Source organism: Brucella sp. NBRC 113783, from assembly GCF_040372265.1.
Classification (GTDB): domain Bacteria; phylum Pseudomonadota; class Alphaproteobacteria; order Rhizobiales; family Rhizobiaceae; genus Brucella; species Brucella teleogrylli.
In genome coordinates this window covers 746,131-760,451 of the sequence record NZ_BAABRX010000003.1, presented here as the reverse complement: position 1 = coordinate 760,451, position 14,321 = coordinate 746,131, and the positions used below count along the sequence as shown (strand labels likewise).

Genomic DNA, 14,321 nt, shown 5'->3' with positions numbered 1-14,321 from the left:
ATTACGGGCGGCTTCGCCGTTCATTTATCGACCCCAAAAGAGATATCTTGAGGATCAAATGACATATCAGGTTTGCATCGATATTGGTGGTACCTTCACGGACTGCCTTGTTTCGAACGAAAAAGGTGAAATCTCGATCTTTAAATCGCCGACGACACCGGGCGAATTCGAGAAGGGGTTTATCAATGTCCTCCATGTTGCCGCCGAAGGTTATGATCTAACCCCTGATGCCTTCTTCAAGCAGGTCGACCTTATTGTGCATGGTTCCACCGTTTCGACCAACGCATTGGTTGAGCGTAAAACCGTCAAGGTTGGACTGATCGTTACCGAGGGCCATCAGGATGTACTTGTTCTGCGCGAAGGTCCACGCAAGGGGGCGTTTCAGTGGCGGCTGGATTATCCCGAAGCTTATGTGCCGCGTCACCTGACACGCACCGTCAGTGAACGCATTGATGCGCGTGGACGCGTAGTCACGGCGCTCAATCGCGATGACGTTGTGAAAGCAGCGGAAGACTTCAAGAAGCTCGGAGTCGAAGCGATTGCCGTAGGTCTGCTGTGGTCCGTGGTTAATCCGGAACATGAGTTGGAAATACGCCAGATATTGGAAGAGAAGCTGCCGGGCGTCGCCATCACGCTCAGCCATGAAATCAATCCGATGCCGCGCGAATACAAGCGCATCATCGCCGCTGCAATCGATGCTTCGATCAACCCCATCGTCAAGCGCTATATCGAAAAGCTGCGCCTTGCACTGGACGAGACCAACTTCGGCGGTGAGTTGCTGCTGGCTAATTGTGTTGGCGGTATGATGCCGGTTGCAGAAATGATCCGGAAGCCGATTTACTCGGTCATGTCGGGTCCGACTCTTGCTCCAATGGCCGCGCTTGCCCTTTCCGACGAGCCAGACATTATTGTGGGTGACATGGGTGGAACGACATTTGATGTTTCCGCTTTGCGCAACCATCAGATCATTGTGACGCCTGACAGCATGATCCATCATGACAGTCTCGGCATTCCCAAGGTTGACGTGCGCTCGGTGGGTGCCGGTGGGGGGTCAATCGCGTCGGTAGATGCTGGCGGTCTCTTGCATGTTGGGCCCCATAGTGCAGGCGCGCGTCCGGGGCCTGCCTGCTACAACAAGGGTGGCGAGTTGCCGACAGTTACTGACGCCAATGTCGTTCTGGGGATTGTCGATCCAGACTATTTTCTGGGCGGCAAAATGCAGTTGCGGAAGGATTTGGCCGAACAGGCCTTGTCGAAGGTTGCAGGCGAGCTTGGGGTTTCCAATGAGGAAGCTGCCTATGCCATCTACACGACCTCGAACCACAACATGGTGGCCGCAATTGAAGAAATCACCGTGCGCGAGGGAATCAACCCGCGTGACAGCTTCTTCGTTTGCGGTGGCGGTGCAACCGCTATACATATAGCGGAGATGGCCGATATTCTCGGTCTGAAACGTTATATGATCCCCCGCTTCATGGCCGGTCTTTCGGCTTTTGGCGGTCTGATCTCGGATATCCGTCGCGAGGATACCGGCGTGCTTTTGACCTCGAGCGAACGCTTCGATCCGGAAGGTGTCAACGCAATCCTGTCGCGGCTGATGGAGTCCGGCGACGGGTTTCTTGATGAGGCCGGTGTTACGCGTGAGAACCGGCGCTTCGAATTCAGTTTCATGGGACGGTATGAGTATCAATCCTTCGAGATTGAAGTTCCGTTCACGCCTGAAAATGGCCAAGTCACGCAGGCCCAATTGGCAGAATTCGTTGAAGCATTTCACAAGATGCATGAACGCATTTATTCCATTCGCGCGGATGGTGATGTGGTCGAGTTCACAGCCTGGAAATTGCGTGCGATTGGCAAGCGTACCGGACAGGACGTTTGGCTCAGCCATACGCTGCATAGTCAGGACGGTGCGGTCCAACCGAAGGGTTTCCGCAATGTGTACAGCCACGAAATCAAGGCGAAAGAGGAACTGCCGGTCTACGAACTGGCGGGACTTGGCGCTGGCGCGCAACTTGCAGGGCCGTGCATCGTCGATGCCGAAACCTTTACCGCCTACCTGAAGAAGGGGCACGACGCCACCGTGGATACATATGGCAACCTTGTTGTCCAGGTAGCCTGATCAGAAAGGTTCAGTGATGAATATGAGCACAAAAATATCTGATACGGGTGCGGCCCGTCGCGTAGATCCGTTTCTTATGTCCGTTCTCAAAAGCCGTTTTGAGGCTGTGGTGCGCGAGATGACGCTTGTCGTCATGCGCGCGAGCCGGTCGGCTGTTATCAAGAACGCGCGCGACTTTTCCTGCGCTATCCTGACCTATGATCATCGCCTGGTATCGGTTGAAGACGCTTTGCCTATCCACGTCATGTCGATGGATTTGGCGACACGCCCGATCACTAAACTCTTCGACGATATCAAGCCGGGTGACATCTTCTTCAACAATTGTCCTTTTACGGGCGGCACGCACCATGCCGACTTGATTGTGGCTATGCCGGTTTTCTATCAGGGCAAACCGCTATTCTGGATGATGGCACTGTCGCACCATGCTGATACCGGTGCGCCGACGCCATCAACCTATCTCCCATTCGCGAAGAACATCTTTGAAGAAGGGATGCACTGGCCCTGCGTGCGCATTGCAGAAAACTACAAGGAAAAGGCGGATATTCTGCGCATTGGCTCCATGCGCAATCGCGTGCCGGAAATGTGGCTTGGCGATGTGCGTGCACAGATTGGAGCCTGCCGCACTGGTGAGCGTCGAATTCACGAATTGCTGGAACGCTATTCACCGGAAACGGTGATGGACTTCGTGGAAGACTGGTTTGATTATGGTGCGCGATGCGCAAAGGCCGCCATTGCGAAGCTTCCTGCTGGTCAGTACAGCTACGAAATTCGTCACGACCCGGTGCCCGGCGTTGCCGACGAAGGCATTCCCGTCAAATTGACCATCAATGTCGATCCTGAAAAAGGCGAGATAGTCGTTGATGCGCGAGACAATATCGATTGCGTTCCAGGCGGCCTTAATCTGTCAGAGAACACAGCGACCGGATCATGCCGCATTGGTGTGTTCAACAATCTTGATGAAAGCGTCCCACATAATGAGGGCGCGAAATCCCAGATCAAGGTATTGTTGCGAGATGGTTCCGCAATCGGCAGGCCCAAATATCCTGTTGGAACTTCCGTTGCCACGACCAACGTCAATGACCGGTTGATGATTGCTGGCAATGCGGTGTTCTCCCAGATGGGCGCGCCATATGGTCAAGCCGAAAGCGGCTCGCATCTGCCAGCAGGTGTTGGGGTCATTTCAGGCCAAGACCCGTACAAGGATGGCAAGGGCTATGTGAACCAGGTCTTTGTCGGATATGCCGGTGGAGGCGCTTTGCACGGCCATGACGGCTGGCTAACCTATTGCGGCCCGGCAAATGCTGGTTTGATCCAGCTGGACTCTGTTGAGGTCGATGAATCGATGTATCCCATCATCATCGAGCGGCGCGGTGTTGTTCAGGACTCGCAGGGTTATGGTGAGTTTGAAGGGGCACCGACAGTTGGCGGCGTTTTCTACCCGCTCGACCATGATATGACGATTGTCTACGCCGCCGATGGCACGACCTTCCCGCCACGTGGCGTCTTGGGCGGCGGTACGGGCAAGGCTTCGGAAACGGTCAAGATTGTGGGCCAAGGCAAGGAAGAAACGCTGCCCGCTTTTGCGGAAGTCGTCATTGAAGACGGAGCGAAGATTGCTTTTACAGCTTCGGGCGGTGGCGGTTACGGCGATCCGCTGAAACGCGATCCAAAGCGCGTGCTTGCAACCGCAAACCGTGGCTGGTTGTCCCCGGAAGCTGCCGAAAAGGTCTATCGCGTTGCTTTGGTTTCCAATGATGAGGAACCGGGCACCTTCAAGATCGATCTCGAAAGAACGGCGAGCCTCCGCGCTTAGAGCATCAGCAGACTATAGCGAAGATAGGCCCCCGCATTGCTGACTGTGATGCGGGGGCTATTGTTTGAGCTAGAGCATTTCCAGCAAAAGTGCTTAGCGTCTACACAGGGAAATCAGTCCACTGGACTGATTTCTGATCTTGCTTCGATGCGTGGGATAATGCTTAAAAACAAATAGATAGAGCGGTTCCGCGATTCCGTTTTAACCGGAACTGCTCTAATGACGGCGCAAAAAAGAAACGGCACTCCAACGGAGTGCCGTTTTATAATGTCTGTTTGGTCAGTACAGATTACACCGCGTGTCGTTCCGTGACGAATTTGGTCGTGAGATAAGGTTCGATGGCTTCGCTACCGCCTTCGGAACCATAGCCACTGTCCTTGACGCCACCGAACGGCACTTCCGGCAGAGCCAGACCAAGGTGGTTGATGGTCAGCATGCCAACCTCGACGCGGTGTTCGAGTTCGGCAATCCGTGCTGCCGATTGCGTGAACGCATAAGAAGCAAGGCCGAATGGCAGGCGATTGGCTTCGCTAAAGGCTTCTTCCGCATCGGAGAACGGAATGATCAGTGCCACTGGGCCAAACGGCTCATCATTCATGATGTTCATATCGCGCGTGATATTCGTCAGAACCGTCGGTTCATAGAAATTGCCGGAATTGCCGATGCGTTTGCCACCGGCAGCAAGATTGGCGCCCTTGTCTCGGGCATCGGCCACGAGCGCTTCAATTGCTTCCACGCGACGTTGCGAAACGAGCGGCCCCATGGTGCTGTCGGCTTCGAGACCGGAGCCAACCTTGACGCGACCGACTTCCTCAAGAAACACGTCGACAAACTGATCGACAGCCTTGTCCTCAATCAGGAAGCGGGTCGGAGAGACGCAGACCTGGCCGGCATTGCGGAATTTCGAGCGACCCATCGTGGTTGCTGCTGCCGCGATGTCGGCGTCACCAAAGACCAAAACCGGTGCATGGCCGCCAAGCTCCATCGTGGCGGGCTTCATATGCGCACCTGCCAGCGAGGCAAGGTGCTTGCCGACCGGAACCGATCCGGTAAACGAGACTTTGCGGATGGCCGGATGCGCGATCAAATAGCTCGATATGTCGGCTGGTACGCCATAGACGAAGTTGACGACGCCAGCAGGAAGACCAACCTCATGCAGCACTTCGGCCAGAACAGTTGGGGAAGCGGGGGTGTCTTCCGAAGGCTTGACGACGAGCGAGCAACCGGCGGCGAGCGCAGCGCCCAGTTTGCGGGCCGTCTGTGAAACCGGGAAGTTCCACGGTGTGAAGGCAGCCACCGGGCCGATCGGCGTCTTGAACACTGTCTGGCGAACGAAACGGTCGCGCGCAGGGATGATGCGACCGTATGCGCGCCGGGCTTCCTCGGCGAACCAGTCGAAAATATCGGCGGAGACGTTGATTTCCGCGAGTGCTTCGGCGAGCGGCTTGCCCTGTTCGAGCGTCAGTAGATGCGCAGCGTCCTTGGCACGCTCGCGCAGCAGTGTGGCGGCCTTGCGCAGAATATTCGAGCGTTCGAAGACGCTCATATCGCGCCAGATGTGGAAGCCGCGTTCGGCAGCTAGTGCTGCCGCTTCAAGTTGGGCTTTCGAGGCAACGCCAACCGTTCCGATGGTTTCATTATTGACCGGATTGAGTACGGCGATGGGCGTGCCGCCTTCGCCTTCTACCCATTTGCCATCGATGAACAGTCTGGTGTCGCGGTAGTGAGAATTGGTCATGACGTACTCAATTGCCTGTTTGCAAGCGTTGAAAGATCAGGTTTCCGATAGGTATGGCAGACGTGGCGGCAGGTGATGGTGCATTGCACACATGCAACACACGTTTTGTCTGGTGGAACTTGAAGTCGTGAATAAGCTTACCGTCTCTCGAAACGGCTTGCGCCCTTATCCCTGCCCGGTAAGGCCGAAGGTCGCTTTCCTGCAGGGATGGGCAATATTTCCGGCACTTTTCCAGATAGCTCTTCTTAAACAGGCTATCCTTCATTTCTTCCAGGCCGGACGAGAGATGGGCGGTGATTACCTTCCAGAAACCCGGAAAGGCCGCATAGGTCGCAATATCGCGCAAGTTGGCCGAGAATTTTGGATAACCCTCGCGGGAAAGACCCAAAACGGCATTGGGACCGACGGTCAGGCTGCCATCGATCATCGGCGTCAGATGTATGCCGAGAAACGGCATTGAAGGATCGGGCACCGGATAGATCATGCGTTCGACAAGCTTGTTCAATTCGGGCCGCAAGGCGTAATATTCGCCGCGAAAAGGCACGATCTGGAAATCGATATCGACACCGGACCGGCGGGCAAGGCGGTCGGCCTGCAGACCGGCGCAGGCGATAACCTGCCTGCTTTCCCAAACCTTGTCGCCTGCATGAACGCGCGCGTTATCCGCCCGTTCTTCAATGCGATCCACACTGATATTGAATTCGATATCGCCGCCCGCGGCGCGAATGAGATCGGCCATGGCGCGGCAGACCGCGCGATAATCAACAATACCGCTTTGCTCGACCAACAAAGCGGCAAGTCCGGTCACAGCGGGTTCGAATTCGCGTAATTCACCGCCACTGAGACGGCGGCAGGTGATGCCGTTTGCGGCGGCATTGGTTTCAAGGGCTGCAAGGCGCTGCACTTCCAATTCGTTGGTCGCCACGACAAGCTTGCCCGGAACGCGATAGGCTATGTTGTTTTCGTCACAAAACTGCTTCGTCATGCGTTCGCCAGCGCGGCAAAGCTCTGCCTTGAAGCTGCCGGGCTGATAATAGATGCCCGCATGGATCACACCGCTATTATGGCCGGTCTGATGCATCGCAACGGCGTTTTCCTTTTCCAGCACCAGAATGCGGGCTGAAGGCTCTCTCCTGACAATGGTGAGCGCCGTGGCAAGGCCGACAATACCGCCACCAACGAGACAATAATCATACATGCGAAGAACCGATGTTTGTTGTATGATGCATCATGAATTAATGGCACGAAGCGACATTGGCGTCAATTGGTTTACTGAGAGGACGCCTCAGCTACCAATGAGATGGCTCCGTGAAGCCAGGTTCGTGACAGGGATATCTAGAAAGAAATGTCAGTAAAGGCCGTGCGGTTCCGTTCCAGTTCCATGCGGGTGCGGCGAATGTGGCTGTAAAGGGCTCTTTCTGAATCTTCGACATCTCTTCGCTTGATGGCTTCCATCAGAAGCCCGTGCTCGCATTGTATGATCCAGAACCGTTCACGGCCCAGCAGCGTTGTGTAAGCGCGCCGATAATGCTGTGTCGTATTCCAGATGCGCTCGATCATTGGAATGAGCGTAGGCATGGCCGTCGCACGATAGCTCGCAAGGTGAAATTGACGATCAAGCCGCAGGAATTCTTCCACATCCGTCGTGGCGTCTATGGCGCGACAGATCTCTTCAAGGCCGAGAATATCCTCATCGGTCAAGTGTGGGAGGCTTTCGCCAAGCGCAAGCGGTTCGATCCGCTCGCGAATCTTCCACATCTCCACACACTCATTGATGTCGACACGCGCAATCCAGACACCACTATTGGGAACGATGACGACGAGGCCTTCGCTTTCGAGCTGCTTGAGAGCCTCCCGAACGGGGACGCGGCTCGTGCCGAATTGTTCGGCAAGTTCCTCTTGCCGGATGCGCAGTCCGGGCGCGAACTCGCCGCTCAGAATCTTCTGGCGAATTTCACCCGTTACTCGAAGACCCAACGTGGTTTCATTCATAAAATGGCCCCTTCTATGTTCTGACCGTGCATCAGAGACGCCAGATATAGCAGACAATGTTCGGCGCTCGTCTACTACTTTCACTGTCGGACGAAGAGGCGATCACGACGTCGTGCCAACCGAACTCCAAAGTCGACGCGTCAGACCTTTTTTATAGGCCTTGCCATTCGGGAAGGATACGAGCTCGAGTTGCATTCCCCAGGGTGTCAGGAAATAGACCCAGGTTTGCCCTGCACTCGGACCATCTCTCCGCACAACGGCTCACCGAGAATGCGGACATCATGCATGCGCAAATACTGCACAGCCGAATCAATATCGTCGACATAGAAGGCAAGGTGGTGTCCTCCGACGTCGCTATTGCGCGGCTGGACCGGGTTTTGGTCTGGTGACGAATACTCAAATATCTCGAAGTTGGAGCCATTGCCGCAGCGCAAGAACTGTAGCTTCTTCATGACCGCGCGTGGATGCACGTTAAAGATGTTGTCGCGTTAACTGGGCTGCAGTTGCCTGCCTGACGGGTTGGGCGTAAATTTTGGTGATGCAGACATCAGATATCATCTTCAAGCGCCACCGTTTTCCGCCACAGATCATTGCTCATACGGTATGGCTTTATCTGCGGTTCAACCTTAGTCTGCCTTAAGTTGAGGAAATGCTGCTTGAGCGTGGAATCGACGTATCATACGAGACAGTTCGTCATTGGATCGCCAAGTTCGGACCCCAGATCACACGCAACTTGCGGCGGCGTCAGGCGCGCCATGGCGGTATTTGGTATTTGGACGAAGTGGCCGTCAAATGCGCTGGAGAGAAATTCTGGCTCTGGCGTGCAGTGGATCAACATGGCTTTGTTCTCGAAGAAATCTTACAGAAGCGTCGTGATAAAAGGGCGGCAAAGCGACTGCTCGTGGTGTTAATGAAGCGCTATGGCTTTTCTCCCCAAAGGATCATCACCGATAAGCTCCGCTGCTACGGTGCAGCAAAGGCAGAAGTGGCACCCGGCCTTGACCATTGGTCGCACAAGGGCCTCAATAATCGGGCCGAGAATAGCCATCTGCCGTTTAGGAAACGGGAACGAACCATGCAAGGCCACCGATGTCAGACATCCGTGAACCGGCGGAGTGGCCCAGAAAGTGAGGGACGGATCAAGATTATAAAGTCCGATGCGGCTCGGCCGGCTCGCAAAATCAGGGACGCCCGGCTCAACGCAGACTCGGTCGCCCACCGTAAGATTGTGAACATTTGCACCACAGGCAATGACAGTGCCAGCTCCCTCATGGCCGAGGATCATCGGTTTCTTAACGATGAATGGACCGATGCTGCCATGACGATAATAGTGAACATCGTTGCCACATATGCCAACGACATCCGTCGCGATGCGCACATCGCAATCGCCAAGCGTCAAATCGATATCGATATCGCGCAAAGCCAGTTCGCGTGTCTTTTCCAGAACAAGTGCGAGAGCCATGTTAATCCTAGATACTTGTATAGCCAGCGTCTGCAGTGACAATCGAGCCAGTCATCAGGCTTGAGGCGTCTGAGGCAAGGAACTGGACGATGGAGGCGATTTCCTCCGGTTTGCCCATGCGACCAGTGGGGGTCAGGTCGAGCCAGCGCTCAACCAGCCCCGGCTGATTTTCAAGTCCATGCAGCAATGGCGTTTCGATATAGGTTGGCGCAACCGCATTCACCCTGACACCTCTTTTGGCCCATTCGACTGCGAGTGAGCGTGTGAGGTGGTGTACCCCCGCTTTCGAGGCGTTGTAGTGGCATTGTGGCTGCGGTACATTAACGATATGTGCCGACATCGAACCGATATTGATGATTGAACCCTTGCCGTTATCCAACATTCGACGACCAAAGGCTCGACAGGTGCGGAATACGCCGCTGAGATTGACCTCAATGACACGATCCCATTGATCGTCCGTCATGTCTTCAGCGGCGACATTGTTGACGATACCTGCATTGCAGACGAGCACGTCAAGTGGCTGTATGTTATTCGCCAGCGCGTTCAACTGAACGCTGTCAGTAACATCGAGCTGCCGGGCGCTTGCAGACCCACCGATTTCTCTTGCGGTGGTCTCGGCGCGTGACAGATCAATATCGGTGCAGACCACCGTCGCCCCGGTTTGCGCCAGGGCTTGCGCACAAGCTGCACCTATTCCCTGACCGGCCCCTGTTACCAGTGCCAGCCGACCGCTCAAATCCATTCTTGCACGATAGGACATTTTTGTTCTGCCGTTCCTAAATCAAACCGCGTTTGGCCATGTCTCGCATCAGCGAGCGCATACCGTAAGCCCATGGATACGCCTTGTCCGACGTCGTGACGACATTGCGCAAGGTTCCAAGTGTTGGCGTCGAAATCTCGACGACGTCACCTTCTTTGTGGGTGAAGCCACTGCCTTTTTCCGCACGATCCTGCGTGGGAGCAAACATGGTTCCCAAAAATAGCAGGAATCCATCAGGATATTGATGGCTGGCATTGATGGTCTGTGCGACCAGATCGGCAGGTCTCCGGCTGATCTCGGCCATATTGGAGCGCCCTGACATTTCAAAGCCGTCTTCTCCTTTGACGGACAGTTCAAGTGTTGCATTCTCAATGTCACCGAGCGTAAATCCAGCGTCAAACAGGCGGATGAACGGGCCGATGGCGCAGGAAGCATTATTATCCTTGGCCTTGCCGAGGAGGAGCGCTGATCGACCTTCAACGTCGCGCAGATTGACGTCATTTCCAAGTGTAGCGCCACGTATATTGCCGTTTTTGTCTACCGCTAGCACGATTTCGGGTTCGGGGTTGTTCCACTTCGAAATCCGGTTGACGCCGACTTGCGCGCCATGGCCAACGGCAGACATGGGCTGCGATTTGGTGAAGACCTCAGCGTCAGGTCCAATACCCACTTCAAGATATTGCGACCAAAGCCCTTCTTTCTCCAAGGCAGTCTTTACCTCAACGGCCTGCTCAGAGCCAGCGCGTATGTTGGACAGGCTTCCGCCGATCAGTTCACCGATGCGCTTGCGGATCGCGTCGGCTTTTGCCGGGTCGCCTGACGTCCGCTCATCGATGACGCGCTCGATCATGCTTTGCGCAAAAGTGACCCCACATGCCTTAAGCGCCTGGAAATCACAAGGAGCAAGCCATGAATGGCGAGGTGATCCGTAACCAGTTTCGTACGGAGAAAGAACGAAATCATCAGGCTTGCCGAGCTTTTCGCCCTGTAGACCATCAAAGCGTACTGCGGGATCATTGTCGAGGAAGTCGCTAACTGAGATCACCGAGTTTGTGACATCAATCACTTCACAATCGCGAATGATGACAACACTGGGCGCTGACAGATCGGCGCGCCATACACGCCCGACCAGGCGGGCCTTTTCATGAGAATCGGGAAGCATGCTTCTCCTCCTTATATGTAGTAAAACTATTTAATTTGTTACTGTTTCGTCAAGGTGTAATCAGCCTTTGATGCGGACATCCTTGCCGACTTCGACCGGAATCCACAGCGAATATCGTCGGAAAGTCACTATATTCAACTGTTTTTGTCACCTAAAATGTTTTCCTGCCGCCGGTCTCTTTTTTCGGATTGGCAAACCAGGCACAACGCGATATGTAGTTATGCTATATCAACGATCCTTGTGAACGTTGACGGCTCGGAATTGGGTGGAGAAAATCATGACCGATGCGATCCTATCGCGGATCGATGGCAAGCTGTTCATCGACGGAAAATTCATAGAAGGACGCGGCGCACGTATCGACGTCGAGAATCCGGCGCGTGGCGAAGTCATCGGGCAGATTGCGGCAACGACGCCCGAAGAAATCGAGCAGGCAGTCGCAAGCGCGCGGGTTGCATTTCGTTCATGGTCCAAGGTTCCGGCCAGGGAGCGGTCACAAGCTCTCCACAGGCTCGGCGACCTGATATCCGCCGATGCCCCGCGCATGGCCCAGATCATGACGCTCGAACAGGGCAAACCGCTCAATGAAGCCAAAGGCGAAATCCTCAAACTGGCCGAAGCGTGCCACTTTTATGGCGAGGAGGCTGTGCGCGTCCTGGGCGAAATCGTACCCAACGATCAGAACGGTTATCAAAGCCAGGTCATCCGCGAACCGATCGGTGTGGTCGGTGCAATTACACCCTGGAATTATCCTGCCGAACTTGTTGGGTGGAAACTTTGCGCAAGCCTTGCTGCTGGTTGTACGATCATCATCAAGCCGGCAGAAGTCACACCCTTTACCGCCTTGGCCATTGCTGAAAAGGTGGCGGAGGCCAAGATTCCAGCAGGCGTCGTCAATGTCTTAACCGGCAAGGGCTCGCTCGTTGGCCAGGCACTCGTCGAGCATCCAGACGTTGACAAGATCGCCTTTACCGGCTCAAGCGCGGTTGGCCTTCATATCCAGAAGTCCTGTCCAACCGTAAAGCGCCTTTCTTTGGAGCTTGGTGGCAATTGTCCGCTCATCATAACCGCCAGCGCCGACATTGATGCGGCAGTGAAGGGGGCAGTGCGCCGTTCCTTCCGCAATATGGGGCAGATTTGCATTGCAATTAATCGTATCTATGTGGCGCGCCCGCTCTACGAGACTTTTCTCGAAAAATTCGCGGTTGCCGCCAACGCATTGACCATCGGCGACGGTCTGATCGAACCGGCTGCCGATATTGGGTCCATGGCTTCGCTTGCGCCCCTTGAAAAAACGCGCGAGCACCTGGCTGATGCATTGCAAAAAGGTGCAAGGCTCCTCGCCGGCGGCAAGGCGCCGGAAGGTGAAAAATTTGCCAGGGGGTTCTTCTTTTGCCCAACCATTGTCGCCGACTGTACTCATGAAATGAAGGTCATGAGTGAGGAAACCTTTGGTCCGCTTGTCGGTGTGGCGCCTTTCGACGGGCTGGAAGAGGCTGCGGCCCTAGCAAATGATACGCCTTATGGGCTTGCATCTTATGTCTATGCGCGCGACTTGCAGGAGATCTATCAGCTATCAAGCGACCTTGATTACGGTAATGTCGCCATCAACAATGTCGACGCGGGTATCATGAACGCGCCTTATGGAGGTCGTAAGCAAAGCGGGATCGGCTATGAGCATGGCCGGGAAGGCTTGCTGGAATATTTCAATTTCAAGCATATCCGCCTGCATCACGGCGTCGGAGCCTGACTTCATGACGTCCGCACTTCTAGGTATCGACATCGGAACTTCGGGCTGCAAAGCGCTGCTAGTGTCCGTCGAAGGCGATATTCTGGCCTCCAGCACCGCCACCTACGCGCTGTCGCAGCCTCGTGCCGGTTGGACCGAACAAGATCCCGCCCTTTGGATTGAGGGTGCGCGCAAGGCAGTGGCAAGCGTGATGGCGCAGTGCCCGGAGATTGAACTTCTCTGTGTCGGCCTTTCAGGTCAAATGCATGGCCTTACACCGCTTGACGAAAATAGAAAAATTCTGCGTCCGGCAATCTTGTGGAACGATCAGCGCAACGCTGCTGAAGTGGAGGAAATCACAGCAAAGGCTGGCGGGCTGGATGCTCTGATCGGCCAGACAGGCAATCGCATGCTGGTCGGTTATACCGGGGGCAAAATCGTCTGGATGAAAAATCATGAGCCGGATCTCTTTGCAAAACTGCATCATGTGCTCAACCCCAAAGATTATCTGCGCCTGGTGTTGACGGGAGAACTTGCAACGGAAGTATCGGATGCGTCTGGCACCGGGCTTTTCGATGTGCAACAGCGCAAATGGGCATCGGGGCTGATCGAGACGCTCGATATTGACCCTTCTTTCTTACCCGACTGCCATGAATCTCATGAGATTTCCGGTCGCATCAACGCTTCTGGCGCAGCACTCTTCGGGCTTCCGGTAGGGGTACCTGTAGCGGGCGGCGGCGGCGACAGTGTCATTCAGACCATTGGTTCAGGCGTGATCGAACCTGGTCAATTGCAAACAACAATCGGTACTGCTGGTATTCTGGCAGCGGCCCTGGATAAGCCCGTTCCAAGCGCGGACGGTCGCATCCAGATGTTCTGCAATGTCGCCCCTGCAAAATGGCATGCCATGGGCGTATCACTGAATGCGGGCGGAGCAATGGGTTGGTTCCGGTCAATCCTTGCCGATACCGGGCATGGTGACGATCTTACCTTCGATGCGGTAGCAAAAGCTGCTGCCTCCAGCACTCCAGGTGCGCGCGGACTATTATTCCTGCCTTATCTCAACGGTGAACGTTGTCCGCATCCAGATCCTGCAGCACGCGGTGCCCTCATCGGTCTCACAGCACGCCACACACTTGGCGATGTCTCGCGTAGTGTCATGGAAGGCGTTGTTCACGCCTTTTATGACATGCATGCGCTGATGAAATCTATGGGGATCGAGGGCCGGGTGATCAAGGCATCTGGCGGCGGCGCCCGATCACTATTGTGGCGACAAATTCAGGCCGACATGTTCGGTTGTGATGTGGTGACGACAGAAGGTGCTGCGGAAGGCGGGGCTTTTGGCGCGGCACTGGTGGCGGGAGTGGGAGTGGGCGTATGGAAGGACACGACTGAGGCAGCTGGCATCTTGCGCGAATTGACGTGTCAGAAGGCTGATCGTGCTGATAGTGCTGTCTATCACAAGGCACATGAAATCTATCGAGGGCTTTATCCTGCACTCTCCCGGAGCTTCCACGCTCTCGGCGATCCCGTTTTTGCTGGCTGACCG

At 55.1% G+C, this 14,321-nt stretch carries 10 protein-coding genes and 2 pseudogenes; 5 read left to right on the top strand and 7 right to left on the bottom strand.

Translation table 11 applies throughout. From position 1 onward, the window contains the following. The first annotated feature begins 58 nt into the window (after positions 1-58). Positions 59-2,119 carry a hydantoinase/oxoprolinase family protein gene (locus ABWW11_RS14135; protein WP_109365708.1) on the top strand — a complete coding sequence of 687 codons (2,061 nt, stop codon included), beginning with the start codon at positions 59-61 and terminating at the stop codon, positions 2,117-2,119. Positions 2,120-2,195: 76 nt separating this feature from the next. Then, positions 2,196-3,932 (top strand): hydantoinase B/oxoprolinase family protein, encoded by a 1,737-nt coding sequence (locus ABWW11_RS14130; protein WP_244597019.1) that lies wholly within the window; start codon positions 2,196-2,198, stop codon positions 3,930-3,932. A 289-nt stretch (positions 3,933-4,221) separates the two neighbouring features. Here the strand turns inward: ABWW11_RS14130 and ABWW11_RS14125 are convergent, their stop codons facing one another. From ABWW11_RS14125 to ABWW11_RS14110, 4 genes are all read right to left on the bottom strand, one after another. Continuing rightward, positions 4,222-5,670 carry an NAD-dependent succinate-semialdehyde dehydrogenase gene (locus ABWW11_RS14125; protein ID WP_109365710.1) on the bottom strand — a complete coding sequence of 483 codons (1,449 nt, stop codon included), beginning with the start codon at positions 5,668-5,670 and terminating at the stop codon, positions 4,222-4,224. Between the two features lie 7 nt (positions 5,671-5,677). Next, on the bottom strand, positions 5,678-6,868 hold the full coding sequence (lhgD, locus tag ABWW11_RS14120) for an L-2-hydroxyglutarate dehydrogenase (protein WP_109365711.1): 1,191 nt from the start codon (positions 6,866-6,868) through the stop codon (positions 5,678-5,680). A gap of 137 nt (positions 6,869-7,005) precedes the next feature. Next, on the bottom strand, positions 7,006-7,662 hold the full coding sequence (locus tag ABWW11_RS14115; RefSeq protein ID WP_109365712.1) for a GntR family transcriptional regulator: 657 nt from the start codon (positions 7,660-7,662) through the stop codon (positions 7,006-7,008). A 206-nt stretch (positions 7,663-7,868) separates the two neighbouring features. Continuing rightward, positions 7,869-8,114, bottom strand: coding sequence for a VOC family protein (locus ABWW11_RS14110; protein WP_210205531.1), 246 nt, complete (start codon positions 8,112-8,114; stop codon positions 7,869-7,871). Positions 8,115-8,200: 86 nt separating this feature from the next. On the opposite strand from ABWW11_RS14110, the pseudogene ABWW11_RS14105 reads away from it, so the two are divergent. Beyond that, a pseudogene (locus tag ABWW11_RS14105) lies at positions 8,201-8,773 on the top strand (IS6 family transposase); the annotation flags it as partial. Positions 8,774-8,809: 36 nt separating this feature from the next. On the opposite strand, the pseudogene ABWW11_RS14100 reads toward ABWW11_RS14105, so the two are convergent. From ABWW11_RS14100 to ABWW11_RS14090, 3 genes and pseudogenes are all read right to left on the bottom strand, one after another. Beyond that, a pseudogene (locus ABWW11_RS14100) lies at positions 8,810-9,124 on the bottom strand (alcohol dehydrogenase catalytic domain-containing protein); the annotation flags it as partial. Between the two features lie 7 nt (positions 9,125-9,131). Then, positions 9,132-9,884 carry an SDR family NAD(P)-dependent oxidoreductase gene (locus tag ABWW11_RS14095; protein WP_109365713.1) on the bottom strand — a complete coding sequence of 251 codons (753 nt, stop codon included), beginning with the start codon at positions 9,882-9,884 and terminating at the stop codon, positions 9,132-9,134. Between the two features lie 16 nt (positions 9,885-9,900). Next, a complete protein-coding gene (locus tag ABWW11_RS14090) occupies positions 9,901-11,046 on the bottom strand; it encodes a fumarylacetoacetate hydrolase family protein (RefSeq protein WP_109365714.1) in 1,146 nt (381 codons plus the stop codon). A gap of 277 nt (positions 11,047-11,323) precedes the next feature. On the opposite strand from ABWW11_RS14090, the gene ABWW11_RS14085 reads away from it, so the two are divergent. Together ABWW11_RS14085 and xylB are read left to right on the top strand one after the other, a co-directional pair. Next, a complete protein-coding gene (locus tag ABWW11_RS14085) occupies positions 11,324-12,793 on the top strand; it encodes an aldehyde dehydrogenase family protein (protein ID WP_109365715.1) in 1,470 nt (489 codons plus the stop codon). Positions 12,794-12,797: 4 nt separating this feature from the next. After that, on the top strand, positions 12,798-14,318 hold the full coding sequence (gene xylB, locus ABWW11_RS14080; RefSeq protein WP_319080255.1) for a xylulokinase: 1,521 nt from the start codon (positions 12,798-12,800) through the stop codon (positions 14,316-14,318). The last annotated feature ends 3 nt before the right edge of the window (positions 14,319-14,321 follow it).